Origin of the sequence: Halobacteriovorax sp. DPLXC-1 (assembly GCF_036903125.1) — a bacterium.
Taxonomy (GTDB): domain Bacteria; phylum Bdellovibrionota; class Bacteriovoracia; order Bacteriovoracales; family Bacteriovoracaceae; genus Halobacteriovorax_A; species Halobacteriovorax_A vibrionivorans.
Window position 1 is genome coordinate 1379890 of the sequence record NZ_JAYMCO010000001.1, and the last position, 18386, is coordinate 1398275.

Annotated in this window: 13 protein-coding genes and 1 pseudogene; 10 read left to right on the forward strand and 4 right to left on the reverse strand. The window is 35.8% G+C overall.

Features of this window, described 5'->3' with window-relative positions; all coding sequences use genetic code 11:
* Window positions 1-33: 33 nt before the first annotated feature.
* Together VCM44_RS06615 and VCM44_RS06620 are read left to right on the forward strand one after the other, a co-directional pair.
* Window positions 34-249 carry a hypothetical protein gene (locus tag VCM44_RS06615; RefSeq protein ID WP_135420481.1) on the forward strand — a complete coding sequence of 72 codons (216 nt, stop codon included), beginning with the start codon at window positions 34-36 and terminating at the stop codon, window positions 247-249.
* Complete coding sequence (locus VCM44_RS06620; RefSeq protein ID WP_120405034.1) at window positions 236-565, forward strand: hypothetical protein; 330 nt, start codon at window positions 236-238, stop codon at window positions 563-565. Before VCM44_RS06615 ends, VCM44_RS06620 begins: the two co-directional genes overlap by 14 nt.
* Here the strand turns inward: VCM44_RS06620 and VCM44_RS06625 are convergent.
* Window positions 546-2594 carry an ATP-dependent helicase gene (locus VCM44_RS06625; protein WP_115363382.1) on the reverse strand — a complete coding sequence of 683 codons (2049 nt, stop codon included), beginning with the start codon at window positions 2592-2594 and terminating at the stop codon, window positions 546-548. The two genes, VCM44_RS06620 and VCM44_RS06625, sit on opposite strands and share 20 nt — an antisense overlap.
* 182 nt (window positions 2595-2776) lie before the next feature.
* Here VCM44_RS06625 and VCM44_RS06630 point away from each other — a divergent pair, with 182 nt between their 5' ends.
* The 5 genes and pseudogenes from VCM44_RS06630 to VCM44_RS06655 all read left to right on the forward strand — a co-directional run bounded on the left by VCM44_RS06630 (window position 2777) and on the right by VCM44_RS06655 (window position 10606).
* A complete protein-coding gene (locus VCM44_RS06630; RefSeq protein ID WP_133296978.1) occupies window positions 2777-3793 on the forward strand; it encodes a C1 family peptidase in 1017 nt (338 codons plus the stop codon).
* 388 nt (window positions 3794-4181) lie between these two features.
* Window positions 4182-5627 (forward strand): annotated as a pseudogene (locus VCM44_RS15140) (FumA C-terminus/TtdB family hydratase beta subunit); the annotation flags it as partial.
* A 27-nt stretch (window positions 5628-5654) separates the two neighbouring features.
* Complete coding sequence (locus VCM44_RS06645) at window positions 5655-7583, forward strand: acetoacetate--CoA ligase (RefSeq protein WP_199506664.1); 1929 nt, start codon at window positions 5655-5657, stop codon at window positions 7581-7583.
* Window positions 7584-7690: 107 nt separating this feature from the next.
* On the forward strand, window positions 7691-8413 hold the full coding sequence (locus tag VCM44_RS06650; RefSeq protein WP_334678356.1) for a hypothetical protein: 723 nt from the start codon (window positions 7691-7693) through the stop codon (window positions 8411-8413).
* Window positions 8414-8431: 18 nt separating this feature from the next.
* Window positions 8432-10606 (forward strand): hypothetical protein, encoded by a 2175-nt coding sequence (locus VCM44_RS06655; RefSeq protein WP_334678357.1) that lies wholly within the window; start codon window positions 8432-8434, stop codon window positions 10604-10606.
* Here VCM44_RS06655 and VCM44_RS06660 read toward each other — a convergent pair.
* From VCM44_RS06660 to VCM44_RS06670, 3 genes are all read right to left on the reverse strand, one after another.
* Window positions 10601-11170: a hypothetical protein gene (locus VCM44_RS06660; protein WP_334678358.1), complete on the reverse strand. Its 570-nt coding sequence runs from the start codon at window positions 11168-11170 to the stop codon at window positions 10601-10603. The two genes, VCM44_RS06655 and VCM44_RS06660, sit on opposite strands and share 6 nt — an antisense overlap.
* Before the next feature lie 102 nt (window positions 11171-11272).
* On the reverse strand, window positions 11273-12400 hold the full coding sequence (locus VCM44_RS06665) for a hypothetical protein (protein WP_115363372.1): 1128 nt from the start codon (window positions 12398-12400) through the stop codon (window positions 11273-11275).
* Complete coding sequence (locus VCM44_RS06670; RefSeq protein WP_115363369.1) at window positions 12400-12759, reverse strand: response regulator; 360 nt, start codon at window positions 12757-12759, stop codon at window positions 12400-12402. Before VCM44_RS06670 ends, VCM44_RS06665 begins: the two co-directional genes overlap by 1 nt.
* A 205-nt stretch (window positions 12760-12964) precedes the next feature.
* On the opposite strand from VCM44_RS06670, the gene VCM44_RS06675 reads away from it, so the two are divergent.
* Genes VCM44_RS06675 through VCM44_RS06685 form a run of 3 tightly spaced genes read left to right on the forward strand, consistent with a single transcriptional unit; the run spans window position 12965 to window position 18386 of the window.
* Window positions 12965-17074, forward strand: a complete 4110-nt coding sequence (locus VCM44_RS06675; protein ID WP_115363367.1) for a proline dehydrogenase family protein — start codon at window positions 12965-12967, stop codon at window positions 17072-17074.
* Entirely contained in the window at window positions 17074-17889 is an 816-nt protein-coding gene (locus VCM44_RS06680; RefSeq protein ID WP_334678359.1) for a pyrroline-5-carboxylate reductase family protein, read from the forward strand. The genes VCM44_RS06675 and VCM44_RS06680 overlap by 1 nt, the downstream gene beginning before the upstream one ends.
* On the forward strand, window positions 17889-18386 hold the full coding sequence (locus VCM44_RS06685; RefSeq protein ID WP_115363363.1) for a PaaI family thioesterase: 498 nt from the start codon (window positions 17889-17891) through the stop codon (window positions 18384-18386). The genes VCM44_RS06680 and VCM44_RS06685 overlap by 1 nt, the downstream gene beginning before the upstream one ends.

Below are 18386 nucleotides of genomic sequence, written 5' to 3' on the forward strand. Positions count from 1 at the left end.
ATTATTCTAAAAGGTGATCACACTAACGATAATATGTTTTATGGAACCTTACCTAAGGTACATCACGTAAAAATGGGAAATGATTTCTTTAGAAGACGTAGTGAATATGTTTCGAGAGTAGAGATAACTGAAATCGAAACAACATGGTATCAGTGGGTCAAGTTTTTAAGTCTGGGTTTATTTTCACGCAAGGATGTAAAAGTTAGGGCCGTGACAGATATTGGGGAGAATGAATATGAAGTTTATTAATCTTCTCTTTGTTTCACTCTTAATTACTTCTTGCGCAAGTGGTGTGAAGTTAAATAGTCAGTTCTGTGCTTCAAGAAATGGTGTTTGGGCAAAAAAAGATGAAGTCCTTGATTACAAAGCATCCAAGAAAGTTGTTGGCTTTGGTATAGAAGAGAGACGAATAAGAGATATTCTTTCTCAAAGAAGTTATGACTGTCGTAAAGTAAGCCGTATGCGCGTAAGAATCGATCAGGATTTCTTCGATGCTCTTTTAAGCCTTATACCTGGTTATTCTTCAAACACAGTTACAATTGAATTTAATCTAGAAGATTCATAAGCCCTGAAAAGAAGTCCTTTTTATATTTATCAACTTCTTCTTGGCTTTCAAGGTGACCAAAATTTTGGCGATCTTGTTCCTGATAAAATCTCTTGGCATCATCAGTTACAATAAAGCGAGAGCGATGTCTTGGAAGCATATTCCCGTATATCTTTCTCTCTTTACACACTGTCATGATGAGCTTTTCTTGTGCTCGTGTAATTCCAACATAACAAAGTCTGCGCTCTTCAGCGTCACCTTCGTTATTAATAATTGTTCTCTTATGTGGAAGAAGTTCCTCTTCAACTCCAATCATATAGACTTGTTTAAACTCAAGTCCTTTAGATGAATGTAGCGTCATAAGAGTTACTTCATTCTTTCTAACATCGTCATCTTCTTCATCGTCATCTCTTGAATCTTGAGAGTCTTGTAGCATTAGTTTTTCTAAGAATTTAGATAGAGTTGCAGACTCTTTAAAGTTTTCAGTAAAACGAGCAGCTGATTCTATAAAGAAGTGAATATCATCTTTTCTTCGACTTGCCTGTTTTGCTTGATCGTAGCATTTATCGATGTATTCAAAGTATTTTAGGTCTTCAATTAAGTTTGTTATGGCCTCACTTAGTGAATACTTATCAAAGTAATTCTTTGTGTTCTCAATTAGCTTAACAAAGTTTTTTATCTTTTCTTCACGACTTCCTGCAAGTTCTGGAGATTTCTTCATCGCAGAAAATAAGTCAATTTCATGTGCCTCACTTTCTTCAAGAAACTTCTCAAGTGTTCTTATACCGATTCCTCGACTTGGAACATTTAGTACCCGTCTTAATGCCATTTGGTCGGCCGGATTACGGATTACCTGAAGGTAGGCCATGATATCTTTTACTTCTTTCTTCTCGTAGAATTTTTGACCACCAATAATTGTATAAGGAACTTGTGAAAGTCTTAGTTGTTCTTCAATTGGTGCTGCTTGTGTATTTGATCGATATAAAATTGCAATATCACCTAAATGTCCACCTTTTGACTGGTGGGAGACAATATCTTCAACAACGATTTCTGCTTCGTGATCAGTATCCGCTAATTCCCAAAGAATTGGCTTCATGTCACTTGGCTTATCTGACCACAGTGTTTTATCACGACGATCTTTATTCTCTTTAATAACTGAGTTTGCTAATTTCAAAATAGGTGAGACTGAGCGATAGTTTTGCTCAAGTTTTACAACTTTAGCTCGTGAGTAGTCTCTTTCAAAACCAATAATATTAGAAATATCGGCACCTCTAAATGAATAGATGGCCTGGTCATCGTCACCAACCACACAGAGATTATCATGGGCACATGTTAGATGACGAATAAGTCTAAATTGTAATGGATTAGTGTCTTGGTATTCATCGACCATGATATAGCGAAATTGTTCTGAATATTCGCGGGCCAACTCTGGGTTTTCATCAAAGAGTCTAACTGTAAGTAGTAGAATGTCATCAAAGTCGATTGCATTATAGAATTTCAATTTATCTTGATAGAATTCATACATGAAGTTAACTGCATGATCGTATGGATCTTCACCGTCAAAAAACGGTGAGTCTGCAAAGTCTTCTGGTTTTATCCCTTCATTTTTTAGCTTACCAATCTTAGATGCAATGATCTCTTTTTTAAATGCACCTTTATTATCGTGATAAAGCCTAAGGCCTTCTCGTATAATACTTAATTGATCTGTTTGATCATAGATTGAAAAGTTCTTATGATAACCAAGATGAGTAATTTCTTTTTTTAGAATCTTAAGTCCTAGAGAGTGAAATGTTGCAAGGGTCATTCCTCTTGATTTTTGTTTACCAAGTAGGGTAATAACGCGCTCTTTCATTTCTTTTGCGGCCTTATTTGTAAATGATACGGCAAGGATACTCTTTCCAGGAATATGAAGGTTGTCGACCATGTGCGCAATTCGGTAGGTAAGAGTTCTTGTCTTACCACTACCTGCGCCCGCTAGAATTAGCACTGGGCCATCGATAGTCTCAGCTGCTTCGCGTTGTTTGTCGTTTAATCCTGCCAATGAAATCATATCCTATAATGTGCCCTCCTAGAGCTGATTAGGCAATCTATTTTGGCTTCAAGTGAGAGAATATTTATGCACTGCTTGTTTATAAATTTATAAGTATTTAAAGTCGCAATGCATCTTGCTAAAACCGAGTTAAATGGTCAAAATTTCAAGTTATGAACACAACACTTATAAAAATTATTTTATTGAATTTGGTAATTCTCTTTAGCTCAGTCCATGCCGATGAGCTTCCATCTAAGAGTGATATTCACGGCCTCATTGGTTTACAAACTGCTGTAAAGTCACAAGGCTCTCGAGGCACTTGTACAATGTTTACGGCCATTGGAATGGTGGAGCACTTGTTGATACGTAAACAAGGATTTTTACCCGTTGAGTTAGATCTGTCCGAGCAATGGATGGAGTATATTATTATGAAAGATAAGCTCACTGAAGGCTCTTCAACTTCGAAGAATATGAGGGCCATCTTAGATATGGGTGTTGTTTATGAAAAGACATGGCCTTACTCTCGTAAAAAATGGCCATCTCTTGATGAAGACTTCCCACAAATTAATATTGCAAAGAAAACATGCGGGCACCTTGTTGTTCTTCCTAAGTATTTAAAGTCTTGTTTACTTGGTCAAAGAGATCCAAGACTTTTTACAATGTCTGATTATGATATTGCACAAATTGACCCTGACTTTATTCCAATTAGAAAGGAATCAATTTATCTAAGAGATACTTTAGTAAGTAACTTATTTAAGAGAAAAAAATCATATAAATCAAGAGACCTCAATAAAATTAAGCAATGGTTAAATGACGGGAAGTCCGTTATTATGGGTACTAAATTATATTACGGTTCTTGGAATTCTAAGAAGACAATTACTCACGAAATTCAAGAGCGTGATAAGTCTAAATGGTATGCAGGTATTGTTGGATATCCTGAGATTGGGACTCGAGATCGTCGAATTTCTTCTGTCAAAGGAGGAGGCCATTCTATGATCCTTGTTGGTTACGATGATGATGTTATTGTAGAAACAAAGATGCAAATGGAAGATGGTTCTTGGAAAGAGTTTGAATATAAGGGAGTTTATTATTTTAAAAACTCTTGGGGCGTAAAAGGCTTTGGGAAAAAATTTAAACTCGATGGAGTAAGCTATCCAGGATACGGAATGATTACTCAAAAGTATGCACATGAATTTGGAAGATTTTTCTATATCGATTAAATAATTTAAGGAGTTGGCCATGGCCGTAAAGAAAAAAGTAGCTAAGAAAAAAGCAACTAAGAAAAAAGTAGCTAAGAAAAAAGCAACTAAGAAAAAAGTAGCTAAGAAAAAAGCAACTAAGAAAAAAGTAGCTAAGAAAAAAGCAACTAAGAAAAAAGTAGCTAAGAAAAAAGTAGCTAAGAAAAAAGTAGCTAAGAAAAAAGCAACTAAGAAAAAAGTAGCTAAGAAAAAAGCAACTAAGAAAAAAGTAGCTAAGAAAAAAGCAACTAAGAAGAAAGTAGCGAAGAAAGCAACTAAGAAGAAAGTAGCAAAGAAAGCAACTAAGAAGAAAGTAGCAAAGAAAGCAACTAAGAAGAAAGTAGTAAAATTACCAAATAAGAATACGGCCCTTTTTGATTCTCTACTTGAGCTAATTCGTGTTACTTCTACAGTCCTGCCAGACGACGTGCAGAAAGTTGTTCTTGAGGCCCTTCATAGAGAAGAAAAGAACACAACTGCTGAGTATGCAATGAATATCATTCAAGCAAATATTAAAATGGCAAAGATGAAGTCTCAGCCTCTATGTCAGGATACTGGAACAATTGTTTTTAAAGTTTCTCATCCTAAAGACTTTGATCAAGCAGCTTTTCGTAAAATCTGCGAGAAGGCTGTTTTAAAAGCAACTGAAATTGGATACCTAAGACAGAATTCTGTTAATTCTCTTACTGGAAAGAATGACTGTATGAATGTCGGTGGTGGCCATCCTGTCATTAAGTTTGAACAACATAAGTCAAAATCACTAAATGTAAAACTAATGCTTAAGGGTGGAGGATGTGAAAACGTCGGTGCACAATATTCACTTCCTAATACAGAGCTAAATGCTGGACGTGATCTTGATGGTGTAAGAAAGGCGATTCTTGATTGTGTACAAAAGGCACAAGGAAAGGGATGTGGACCAGGTGTTCTAGGTGTTTGTATTGGTGGTGATCGTGGAACAGGTCATGTCGCTGCTAAAGATCAATTCTTAAGAAAGCTTGATGATACAAATGAAAACCCAGAGCTTGCTGCTCTTGAGAAAGATATCGTTGAAACAGCAAATAAATTAGGTATTGGACCAATGGGATTTGGTGGAAAGACAACTCTTCTTGGATGTAAGGTAACAGATCTAAACCGTCTACCAGCATCATTCTTTGTTTCAGTTTCATATATGTGCTGGGCATTTAGAAGACAAGGTGTTGCTCTAAAATCAAATAACGAAATTAAGAACTGGTTATACTAAGAGGTCGAAATGAAAAGACTAGATTATCCTTTTACAAAAGAACAAATAAGAGAACTAAAAGTTGGTGACATGGTTCTTATTTCAGGAAAAATGTTTACTGGACGTGATGCTGTACATAAGCGTTTACATGAGGGCACAGAACCTCCTGTTGATTTAAATAATCAAATTATTTATCACTGTGGTCCAGTCGTTCTTGAAAAAGATGATGGTACATATGAAGTAAAAGCAGCAGGGCCTACGACTTCAATTCGTGAAGAGCCATATCAATGGGAAGTTATGAGAGATCATGGAATCCTAGGAGTTATCGGTAAAGGTGGAATGGGTCAAAAGACACTTGATGGTTGTAGAGAATATGGCTGTGTATATTTCCACGGTATTGGTGGTGCAGCTCAGGTTCTAGCTGAAAAGATTAAATCAGTGGATAATGTTTATTGGCGTGATCTTGGTTCACCAGAAGCTATCTGGGAATTAACTGTTGAGGAGTTTCCTGTTGTCGTAACAATGGATGCTCATGGAAACTCTCTCCATGAAAAAGTAGAAGCTGATAGCGCTCAAGCATTAAAAGGACTGCTTTAAATATAATCGAGTACTGAGGAAGAAGAAGTGAGTAATATTTTATACACGCCAAGCAACGTAAGAATTCAGTCATCAAATATGATGGAGTTCATTAAGTATATTAATAAGTCTCAAGGCCTTGATTGCCAGTCTTATCATTCTCTCCATAAGTACTCGGTTGATAATCCAAATAGTTTTTGGAAAGAACTCGTAAAATTCTATGATGTTGATTTCAGCGGAGAGCTAGAGCCTGTATGTACTGATCTAAGTTTTGATACTTATGGTTGGTTTCCAAATATGAAGCTTAACTTCGCAAAGAATATGCTCAAGAAAGGCCGTGATGTAAATATTGCTCTAAGCAGTGTTCGAGAATCTGGTAAAACAATTAAAACGACATTTGAGCAATTGCGAAAAGATGTTTCAGGATTACAAAAAGTCATAAAAGATCATATTTCTAAAGGCGATGTTCTTGCTTGTTATATGCCAAATATCACTGAAACTGCGACATCAATGTTAGCGACAACAGCTCTTGGTGGAGTATTTACTTCGACTTCAAGTGACTTTGGTATCGAAGGTGTTATTGATCGTTTTGGCCAATCAAAACCGAAGGTCCTTGTTACTGTTAACGGATACGAATATGGTGGAAAATACTTTGATCTAACAGATAAGATAAATGCTGTTGTTTCAAAGATTGATAGTATTGAAAAAGTTATTGTCGTTGATTTCAAGGGCGAGGGGATGGATGTTTCATCAATTCATAAGGCCGTCTCTTGGAGTGATATTGTAAAGCCAAGTGAAGATGAAATCGAATTTATAGAGTGTGATTTTAAAGATCCTCTTTATATCATGTATTCATCGGGGACAACTGGAAAGCCGAAGTGTATTGTTCACTCAATTGGAGGAACATTACTTAACCATATTAAAGAATTAGGCTTACATACAAATCTAAAAGAAGATTCGACAATAATGTATTTCACTACTTGTGGTTGGATGATGTGGAATTGGTTGATCTCTTCACTTTATTTTGGAGCAACTACAGTTCTTTATGAAGGATCACCTGCATATCCAACTTTCGGTGACTTTATTTCCTTAATTGAAAAAGAACAAATTAATATATTTGGAACAAGTCCTAAGTTTTTAAAGGCCCTTGAAGATTCAGGTATCGATCTTTCTAAATATGACTTTTCATCTTTAGAAACAATGCTCTCAACAGGTGCACCGCTACTACCTGAGCAATTTGACTATGTTTATAATAAATTTAAAAAAGATATCCAGCTTTCAAGTATATCTGGTGGAACAGATATTATTGGTTGCTTCTTCTTAGGAAATCCTATTCTTCCAGTTCATCGAGGAGAGTTACAATGTGCAGGCCTTGGAATGGATGTCACTTGTTTTGATTCTCGTGGAAAAGAGGTAAAAGGTGAGGAAGGGGAACTCGTTTGTCTTCAAAGCTTTCCATCTCGACCAATTTATTTCTTAAATGATGATAACGGCGAAAGAATCCATAAAGCCTATTTTGCAGAGTTTAAAGGCGTTTGGCATCATGGTGACTTTATTAAAATCACTGAAACAGGTGGTGCACAAGTTTTAGGGCGATCTGATGCTACTCTTAATCCTGGTGGTGTTCGAATTGGAACTGCTGAAATCTATCGTCAAACTGAGACCATTGACTTCATTGAAGATTCAGTTTGTGTCGGAAAGAATATTGATGGGGATGTCGAAGTATGGCTCTTTGTTGTCACAAAAGATGGCCATGAACTTTCAAAAGAAGATATCAAACTAATTCGCTCGCGTATTCGTGAGAACACAACACCAAGGCATATGCCTAAGAAGGTGATTGCAGTGAAGGGCATCCCATACACACGCTCAGGTAAAAAAATGGAAATGGCCGTAAGTCGTTTAATAAACGGACGCAAGCTCGATAATGTTCAAGCGGTATCAAATCCAGAAAGTCTAGATTATTTTAAAAGCCTCTAAAGACCGACAGATACAGTCGGTCTGGCCGATCTAAGCCAAATTAAAAAATTATAAGTAATCCCTAAAGTCAGTAACTTAGAAGCCGATTAGCTGACAAAGGATTACTTATGAATAAATTCATTTTACCATTTTTAACATTTCTTTTTGCCTTTCATAGCAGTGCTTTTGTGGGCGTAAGAGCAATTCAAGGTGCAGATGTTGACTGTCTAACTGAGTCAGTTCCACCTATTCTCGATCGTAAAAATGAACTTAATTTTAGAATGATTGCTGATGTAAAATCAGGCTCAGTACAAGATAGATACTCAATATATGATTATCCTAAATTACCTGATAACTTAGATGAAATATTGAAACCATCTAAAAGAGCAGTATGCGATACATATAAAGTAGCTGATTCAAATTCTCCTTCTTATAAAAGTATAATGAGTTGGATTGATGAAAAATATAAAGGAGGAGATCATAAAGATTTCTTTTTTAGATATGTGCTTACTTTAGACTGCTATCCATTTCAAGAAAACTTCTTAGATTCTACAATCGAAGGTAATGGTATTACTCATGCTTTTGGTAATATGATGAAGGTACCATTTGGTGGTATCGATATGAATGCTTTTGTACGAATTAAAAGAGAAGGAAAAGTTTTTGAAGGTCCTTTGTACCATGTCTTTGCCCATTTAGAGAAAAACTATAAAAATTCAGAAAATTATAAAAAAGAATACTTAAAAGGTATGAAGAGATTAAATCATCCTTCATATCATTTAACTGAACCAAAGAGTCTATCTCAAATTAAAAGAGAAAACCCTGATATGCCGATTAACTTACCAATGCCGTAGTTTGTGGAGAATGTTAGATTGAATAATAGTTTTAAATATATATTATTAATTCTTTCTTTTTCAGTTTCTTTTGCTGAGTGTCGTCAAGGTATAATCTCTATCTTTAAAAGTCCTGAGATTAAAAATTTAACGAATCATCTTGTAGGAAGTCAGAAATCTACAGTTGGAAAAGAGTGTTCTGAGAAACTGGGTTTTGAAGCTACAAGTGAATCTTATTGTGATTGTATAGATAAAAATCCTAATACTAATTATTCTGTTAGTAGAAAGAAGTTTAGAGCTATCTTTGGTAGAGAGTTTAAAGGTAGTGTATTTAGAATGATTAGCTCTCTGAAGCAATTTGATAACTATTATCCTAATCAACAATTTCAACTTGATTGTAATTTAAATGGAATAATTAAAAAAAACTGTTCCGATTCGTTAGTTGATGAAATGCTTCCTGAATATAAAGGTAAAAACTTAGCATATGAGTTATTTATTGATCATTCAGAATTATATAACCACGAATCTAATAACACGATGAATTTATTTAAGACAAAAAGTTGTGCATCTCCACTTATAAAGATGAGTGATTATGTCTTTGAAAAAGTAGAGGATCCACAAACTGCATTGGTTTCTATGTGTAGTGAGTTCTCAAACGAAGTTTCTAATTTTTGTAATAATGAGTCGTTAACAGAAATGGCCAAAGAAGAGTTTGAGTTTGATCATATTACAAATCCAGATGTTGCTGATAATTATAACTATTATTGTAAATTGAAAGACAAGCCTGTAAGAGAACAAAGTAGCTCTAATGTATTAGATATTCTAAAAGAAGAATATGAAAGAGCTAATCGTTTAGATGAGACCCCTACAATCTGTAAAAAAGTGTGTGAAGATAATGCTCCTTATTCAATTTATGGATGTAAATTAAATGAAGAAAATGCAAAAAAAGAGCTAAGAACATTAAGTTGTAAGAATAAAACAACTGTAGAAAATCAAGATGCTTGTAATTTCTTAGTGGAAGTTATTGGAAATGATATTTACTATAAAATAAAAGAAGGCTCGTTTAAAGAAGAAGATTTAGAATATCTTAAAGAGAACTTAAGTGATGAAGATTATGAGAAGGTATTACAAATTTCTCGTTACAATCAAGTTCGAGCAGATGTTGAGAAAGTAAACTCTGTAACTGAACAATTTATATCTGGTGATATCGAAACTAAGGAGATGGCACACCAAACACCATCACAAAGTGATAATGAATCAATGGGTAGTTCTCAAGCTGTTTCACAAAATACATCTCAAATGAGTCAGCCCCAACAACAGGCTCAAGTGCAAGATCAGCAAATAGCACAACAGGGTCCAGTTCAACAAAGCAACTTAAACACAAATAATAGCGGAAGATTAACGATGGGATCACGCGGACGTGGTCGCAGAAAAGTTTCAGCTAGAACTAAGCAGATGGTTGAGACGATTAAGACATTACGTGAAGCAGGTAGTTCTTTAAAAGATGCGATTGCAGCGCAAGATCGTCGTATGAAGAAAGAGCGAGAGGAGCTTGCAAGGGCCAATCGTGAAAAGTATCAGCGCTATGATGCTGAGACTTTAGAGCCAATTAGAAGATCTCCTTCAAGTGATGATCGTAGAAGAAGTAATGATAGACAAATTGCAAATGTGGGGAGCCCTACTTCTGGAAGTGGTGGCAGTAATGGGATGAGCTCTGGAGCTGGTGGTTCTAGTGGTACAGGAAGCTCAACTTTCTTGCCTCCTGAAAAGAAGGCCACTGTAGTTGATATTACAGGACGTTCTGCTCCAGAGTTAGATTTAAATAATCTACAAAGCTCAGGTGCAACATTACCAGCATCAATAACAAATCATCCTGATGCATCTGAAATTTCTAAGATGTTTAATGGACTTGAATATAAAAAAGATAGTGGGCGAGGGCCTGCAAGTAAGGATGATGAAATAAAGAAGATAAAAGTTGATTGGTCTGCAAAAAGTATCGATCTTGGATCTCTTCTTATTAATGCTAAGGATATTAAGCCAGGTGAAGAGTTTATTTTATACAAAGGCGATATGGACCAATATGTTCGCCTTGTTCCTTCATATACTTTCCGTAGAGGAAAGAAGGTCTTTATAGGTTATCGTATTGATAATCGTAGTAGCGAAAATGCCGATCTAGCATCTAGTATCTTTGCTAAGAAATTTCTTATTTTATAATTCTTCAGATGGTAGATCATCCGACGGAGGCACATCATTAACTGGTGCTTCTGTTAGACGCTTATAAATTACAATGAGGCGATCCTTTTGCGCATTAAAGAATAGCACAAGGTAGAATTCGTCTGATTGATCATCTCTAAGAGACTCTAGGTTTCCTGATTGTTTAAGAGAATCAGCTTTAGTTGAAGAATAGAAGTCTTCAATTTTCTTTGTGTCTTCATATGAAAAACGACTTGAACCAACATGTTCTGTTGCAAGAGTGTCCATAATGACATTGATTTTTTCGTCTTTTAGTGAAAGTTGTAATCTTCCTTCTCCTTCAAAAGGCAGGGCCGCTTGAAGTTTCTCTTTTAGTTCTTTTGTGAAGTCAGCGTATGAACATTTATTGGAAACGAATACTAGCTCATTTTCAGGCTTACTCTCAAGACCAATTAACTTATCTTGACTAAGCTCGAGGCAGACTTGGTTATCATCTTGCCCATTATCACCAATTGTAGTGTCATCTTGAGCTGGATTTGCAATGATTGCGAATGAAATAAATAATGTTAAAAGTGACTTGATCATAATTAACAGTTCCCTAATATTTATTGTTGTGCTTGATATTCCCACATTTGTGAACATCAGGCAAGGAAATGCTAGGAATTAAGAGGTTTTTACCTGGTCTAACTAGTTGATTTTCTTAGCGCCAGAGTATTTAAGTCGCACAGTGTCGCTCATCCACTTGCCGGCCACTTCTTCGGCCATGAAATCGTCACAATGTAGGGCAGGGTTTCCGCGAGCAAATTTCACTTTTCCACTGTAGAAATTGAGGCACGTTTCACCATAGAAATTTAGGTACTCTGGAAAGTTTTCTGCAAAGCGTTTGATGATGATTTTAGATTTTTCAGCGACTTTTCCATTTTTGCGCTCAAAAATCTCACCACTAAGAGGATATTGCTTTTTAAGATTATCAAATATTTTCATTCTCTTTTTATAGTTGGCTGAAAGCATCTCTATCTGGTTCCAGGCCATATTCATGATTGGGCCCGGTTTAGGTGAAGTTAAAAGATAGGTCATGAGATATGTGTCTGAAGTAATATCATCAATCTTTTCAAATGCGCGAAACGTTAGGTATATGATCTCACTTGTATAATCTGCTTTGTCTAAAAGGGCATGGATATCTTCTTTTGAGAAACCATTGAGGCAATCAGGATTAAAGATATCTTTGGACTTTTTTACAATTGTATCCTTGGTATCTTCTCTTCCAATTTCATCAACAAGGATTTTGACTAAAGCTTTCTGACCTTGCTCTTCTTTACAGTAGTAAATTGAATCGTTACTTTTTAAAGGAGCTTTAACTAGGTTGTCATAATTTGATTTAATCGAGTTATTAAGGTTTTTATAAATGTCGAAATCAATATCTGGATATCTGGCCGAGTGTGAAATGTATCGATCGAGATCCTTAATACAGTTATTGCACTTCTTAAAATACAGTCTTGCAAATTTAGAATAGGCCAATGTGTAAAATGCGTAGGCTTTTAAATTTTTATTTTCTATATATTTAGTTAAAAGATTGAAATTTTCACGAGTGACTTGTTCTTTCTTTATAAATTCATCAGCTTGGGCAGTGGCCATCTCTCGTGTCATTTTCTTCCACTCAAAATCTCTTTTGGATGGACGTACATCGAGGTGATGCTTCATATATTCATTATATGACTTCTCACTATAGAGGACACGTAAGTCCGCTAGTGTATAAGTCAGTGCAAGCGCTTGCAATGACAGAAGTGATAGAATGAAGCAAAAGCTTTGGCGCATTAAAGAATTTCCTCAATTAAAGATAAAAGTTGTTCTTTCTTAAACGGTTTTCTCATAAAGTGAACTTTTTGAGAGATATCGTCGCTATCTAACTCTTCGTCACCTGAGATAATTATATACTCAAGTTTTCCCGCTTTTGGACCACTTTCAAAACGTCTTACGACTTCAGGGCCATTGATGACGGGCATATTCTTGTCTGCAATAACGATTTTAAGGTCATCGCTAATATTATGAAAATATTGCTCTACGTCGTGCTCTCCGCTTAGGGCCTTCGTCTCATGACCACCTGCGCTCAATGTCATGGCAAATAGGTCAGCAATATTCTCATCGTCATCAATAAAAACAATTTTTTCTTTCATAGTCTTATCTTCGCAAAGTTAGACTATTATCAAAAGTAATATTTAGTTATTTTTGTGCTCTGTGACACTACGTAAATATGTTTTTTTAATATCTACTTTGTTTTATTATACCCTTTGGAAGTTAAATGACAAAATAAATCGGCTATCTTGATTCTAAGAGAAAGGATCAAGTTGCCAAATTTTTATAATTTTTAAGGGAGTTAATGTGAAGCTACCTGTTATTAAACAGATCAATTTAGATGAGAATTTTAGACTCGATTTTTATGAACATTTCTCATCACTTATTCTCGATGAAGAGAACAATCTAAAAGAAGAAGTAAAAAAAGAATTAGTCTTTTGGACTTCTTTTGATAGTTCATTCAAATTTCAAATTGCTCTAGAAGGAACACAATTCCTTTTAGGTGTTGATAATAAAGATAAGGTTCTAAGACTTTGTAATGTTAAGATGGCAAATGAAATTTTTCTTCTTGATAATTTCAACGGAGAAAAGAATAAAGCCTATAAAGCATTTAAGAATCATGTAACGAAGGTTATGAAGGTTCGAATTGGCGACTTCCCTGGTGTTAGTCGTATCATTACAAAACGTTATAACTTAGATACACACGCTCAAATTGATACTGAAGAAGTTTCAAAAATGACTGAGACGATTACAAAAAAGCTTTTAGTATATATCAATGGATATTCTCCTGTCTTTTTTGAAAAAATCTCTGACTTTGCTTTAGGTCTTACGGCCAATTATGCTCTTCTAAGAATTCACTTACTTAAGTTCTTGGCAATTCTTCCTTCTCTTGATCACGATGATGAAGGAACAGAAGTTAAGAGGACTTTAAAAGAAGCGTTAAGACGCCTTATTGTCGATTCTAAGAAAGCTGAAGAACTTGGCCTAAAAGGGGATAGACAACCTCTTCCTTCTCAATTAGTTCTTCTTTTCTACTTTACTTTATTAATTGTAAAAGTCTTTCCAGCAAAACCACTTGCTGCCATTGTTCGTTTTAAAGTTCGATTTATGGCAAGAAGATTTATTGCAGGTGAGACAATTGAAACTGCCCAAAAGAATTTCTCGACGATCTTTAAGTCTGGTCGTGATGTAACCTTGGATCAGTTAGGTGAGTTAGTTGTATCAGAAGAAGAAGCTGATAATTATATGAATGAAGTTCTAAAGCTAGTTAATGGTTTTAGTATGCATATCTCTCCAGGTCGTAGAAATAAGGCAGGAATTCTTCGTGCCCACGTATCGATTAAAGTTTCAGCTCTTTGTTCTGACTTTAGGCCAGAAGCTTTTAATTATACATATAGTTTAGTTGCTCCAAGACTTATCAAGATCTTAAAAGCAGGGATGGAGCAACAGGTTTTTATCAATATCGATGCCGAACACTATCACTACCGTGATATAGTTTTTGAGGTTTATAAAAAGGCGCTTCTTGATACTCCTGAGTTAAAAGATTATGCAGATACTGGTATTGTTGTTCAAGCCTACCTTCGTGACTGCTACGAGCATCTACAAGACATTATTGATCTAGCAAAACAGCGTGGACATAATATGCCAATACGTCTTGTAAAAGGTGCTTATTGGGATGCTGAAACAGTTGAGGCCGAAGCTCATGCTCACAATGCTCCTGAGTTTTTAAATAAAGAAGAAACAGATATTAACTTTAGACAAATGATCGATGAGACATTTAAGGCCTTTCCACATATTAAATTATGTCTTGCCTCTCACAACTTCTCTGATCACGCTTTTGCAAGTGCTCTTAGAGAGACTAAATATAGTGATATCGATGAAATCGAACACCAGTGTCTACATATGACATATGAGGCCTTATCTACGGCCATGGCCAAAATGGGATGGGCAGTCAGAAATTATGTACCTATCGGTTCATTAATTGTTGGTATGGCATATCTCGTTCGTCGTATTATGGAGAACTCATCTCAAGTTGGTGTTCTTACAATTATGAGAAGTCATAAGAAGAATGCAAAACTTATGGCACCAAATGATATTTATGCTAAACACCACGAGGAAGGGCTTCTAAATCTTGACTCAACAATCACAAATATCTTTGGTGATTTTTCTAATTGTCCACCACTGAAAACTTATCTCGAAAAAGAATTGAAGTACTTTAGAAGAGACTTTGAAAAGTTTGAATTAGGTAAAGATTATGAAAGTGATTTCAAACTAAGTGGTGAAGTTGAAAATGTACTTTCTCCTTCAGATGGAAAATCTGTCGTAGGTAAAATTACTTTTGCTACACTTGATGATGCGCAAAAAGCGTTAGATACAGTTGATAAATCATTCTATGATGGAGAGTGGTCGAGTTACTCTTGGCAGAAACGTGCAAGTATTATGGCCCATGCTGCTGAGATTATGTATATGCGCAGAAATTACTATTCTGCACTTATTATGCATGAGTCTGGTAAGGCCATTAGTGAGGCACTTGCAGATGTCGATGAAGCAATTGATTTTTTAAATTATTATATTCGCCGTTTACAAGAAGTTGGCCCAAGTCGAGACATCGATGCTCGAGGTCCATTTGCTATTATCGCACCTTGGAATTTTCCAATGGCCATCCCATGTGGAATGACTGCATCAGCACTTCTAACAGGCTCAAGTGTTATCTTAAAGCCTGCAGAACAAACTCCACTTATTACATGTGAGCTAGTTAATCTATTCCATGAAGTAGGTGTTCCAAAAGATGCTCTTATTCATCTTCCTGGTGTTGGTGAGACTGTTGGACAAAAGCTTGTTGAAGATGAGCGTATTGCAGGTGTTATCTTTACTGGTTCAAAACCAGTAGGGGTTCATATCGCAAAAGTTTGTAGCCAACGTTTATATCATAATCGCGAAACGCAAAAGACTTATCCAGTTAAAGTCATCACTGAGATGGGTGGAAAGAATGCTGTAATTGTAACGAATAACGCTGAACTTGATGAAACAGTTGATGGAATTCTCTACTCGGCATTTGCACACGCTGGACAAAAATGTTCGGCGGCATCACGAGTTCTTGTTGACCGTGAAGTTAAAGATAAACTCATTGCAAGGTTAAAACAGGCTGCACTTGATATTAATGTCGGGCCAGCAACGGACTTTGCAAGTTATATTAATCCACTCGTAAGTCAAGAAGAAAAAGACCGTTTAATCGCTCAAGTGAAACAAGCATGTGAAGAAGCTCATAAGTATGGTGGTAAAGTTCACGTAAATCGTAGTGAGGAAGATCTTCCAGGTTATTGCGTTGGACCAACTGTTATTGAACTTCCAAAGTCTCGCGCCTATGATCCTGAAAGCTTTGCATGTCGAGAATTATTTGCACCAGTTGTACACATTCTTCCTTATGATGATCATGACGATGCATTAGAGTTATTCAATAGTGTTGAATACGGATTAACTGGTGGGATTTTCTCTCAATCTCAAGATGATATTGATTATCTTTCAAAAGAGATGCTTGTGGGGAGTAATTATATCAACCGTGGTATCACTGGTGCTCGAGTTGCGATTGAGCCATTTGGTGGATTTAAGATGTCTGGTACAGGTCCAAAGGCCGGTGGTGAAGATTATCTAAGAAGCCTATTTGTAAGGCCAAGTGATGAGGATATTTCTGAGTCTTTCTATGAAGAAGGTGGAAACGATTCTCCTGTGATCTCTCGCTCATCTCGATCAGATCACTTCATTAGACGTGAAAAGATTCTAGGTGCTATTGATGAAATCCTTGGGAATTTTGGTCCTCTCTTTCCTGGAACATTTGGTGGTCAAAGACATAATATTATTGAATTAAAAAAATGGTTTGAAGTAGAATACCTTGAGCTTTTAAATCATGGCCGAAATAACCGCTATATTCCTGGTCAGATTAACTACTCTGTATTTGATGCTAATAAAGACCGCGCACTCTATTTAAGTTTAAATAAAGATATTAATATGCAGACATTCTTTGCTGTTCTAATGTCTTTAGCGGCAGGAACAGGTGTGACAGTTCTTTGCTCTAATAAAGCATCTTATCAATGGTGGAACTTCCTTATTGATATTTTAAAGAAGAATCGTTTCTCTAAGAAGAATATTGATTGTTACTTTGTAAACAAAGATAAAATGCATGAGCTTCTAAAAGAGAATTTTGATGTTGTGATTTGTGATGGAGATGAGGAGAATATTAGAGAGTTCAATAAGATTCAAGGTGAGTATAATGGGCAATCTGTAATGACGACTTTCATTACTCCTCTTGAAGATTTTATCAATTGTTCTTACTTTGATCTCTTCCACCTTTTCTCATGTGAAAGAAGTTACGCTGTAAATATCATGAGGCATGGTGCACCGATGGAGTTAGATCAGTAATGGCCTATCGACATCTTATTTTAGGCGCAGGGAATATGGTCCGTGCGCTTTTACCTAACTTTATTGCAGTTGCTAAAGAAAGTGATGAGAGTGAGTTCTTTGTGTTTACTCCTTCTAGGACAAAGGCCAAGAAATTCGCCGAGGACTTTGATGTAAGCTGGATTGAAAGTTTAGAGGACTTAAGAAATCAACATATCGACTTTATTTGGTGTGGATTTAAGCCACAACAATTAATAGAAGTTGCAAAAGAGGTTGAATTCTTATCTCATCCATATCTTACAATTGTTTCTCTTCTTGCGGGTGTTGATAGTGCATCACTAGCTTCTGCTCTTGGAAGTGAGGAAGTTATTAGAATAATGCCTAATACTCCTGCTCAAGTTGGTCTAGGTGTAAATGCTCTTTATAAGTCTAAAAGAGTTCATCAGGATAAATGGAAGTACTTCTGGGATGCCTTTAATACAAAAGGAATCAATACTGTCTTTGAGAAAGAAGATGATATCGATATAATCACTCCTTTTTCTGGTTCTGGTCCTGCATATTTTTTTGAAATAGCTCGTATTCTAATTTCTGATCTTGAAAGAAGAGGAATTGATAAGAAGCTTGCACACCAAATGATTGCCGGTACAATAGAAGGTGCTGGGAGAATGCTAGTACAAAATGACGATGCTCAAGAACTTCGTGAAAACGTTACATCAAAAAAAGGTGTTACATTTGAGGCCTTGGAATCTTTAAAAGAATCAAATTTAGAAAAAATATTTAATATTGCAATGGAGCGTGCTTATCAAAGAACGCTTGAATTAAAGGGAAATAAGTAATGAAGAAAGTTCTAGATAAGCTTCCCGAAGGCTTAAGAAATACTGCTTTTGTGCGTCTTTTTGGTCTTACAAAAGTTCCAATGATCTTTTGGTTAAGGCCGACTGTAATAGAATTAAGCGAAGAAGTTACTGCCATCAAGATTCCATTATCGAGAAGATCAAAGAACCATCTAAATAGTATGTACTTTGGTGCTCTTGCTTGTGGAGCTGATTTAGCAGGCGGATTTGCAGCAATGAAGAAAACGATGGATAAAGGAAAGAGAGTCTCTCTTGCTTTTAAAGATTTCCATGCGGAATTTCTAAAACGTGCTGAAGGGGATACTGTCTTTACTTGTAAGCAAGGTAAGGAAATCGACGAATTCGTTGATATGGTTCTAGCAAGTGACGAAAGACATAATCTTCCTCTTAAGATCACAGCAACTTGTCCAGATGTTGATGATGAGCCAGTTGCTGAATTTACAATTACTCTCTCTCTTAAAAGAAAGTCTAAGAAATAA

Bases quoted from the DNA above. Each gene is read 5' to 3' on its own strand.
- VCM44_RS06615 (WP_135420481.1), top strand. From the start codon at position 34: ATGTTTTATGGAACCTTACCTAAGGTACATCACGTAAAAATGGGAAAT.
- VCM44_RS06620 (WP_120405034.1), top strand. From the start codon at position 236: ATGAAGTTTATTAATCTTCTCTTTGTTTCACTCTTAATTACTTCTTGC.
- VCM44_RS06625 (WP_115363382.1), bottom strand. From the start codon at position 2,594: ATGATTTCATTGGCAGGATTAAACGACAAACAACGCGAAGCAGCTGAG.
- VCM44_RS06650 (WP_334678356.1), top strand. From the start codon at position 7,691: ATGAATAAATTCATTTTACCATTTTTAACATTTCTTTTTGCCTTTCAT.
- VCM44_RS06660 (WP_334678358.1), bottom strand. From the start codon at position 11,170: ATGATCAAGTCACTTTTAACATTATTTATTTCATTCGCAATCATTGCA.
- VCM44_RS06665 (WP_115363372.1), bottom strand. From the start codon at position 12,400: ATGCGCCAAAGCTTTTGCTTCATTCTATCACTTCTGTCATTGCAAGCG.
- VCM44_RS06670 (WP_115363369.1), bottom strand. From the start codon at position 12,759: ATGAAAGAAAAAATTGTTTTTATTGATGACGATGAGAATATTGCTGAC.
- VCM44_RS06680 (WP_334678359.1), top strand. From the start codon at position 17,074: ATGGCCTATCGACATCTTATTTTAGGCGCAGGGAATATGGTCCGTGCG.
- VCM44_RS06685 (WP_115363363.1), top strand. From the start codon at position 17,889: ATGAAGAAAGTTCTAGATAAGCTTCCCGAAGGCTTAAGAAATACTGCT.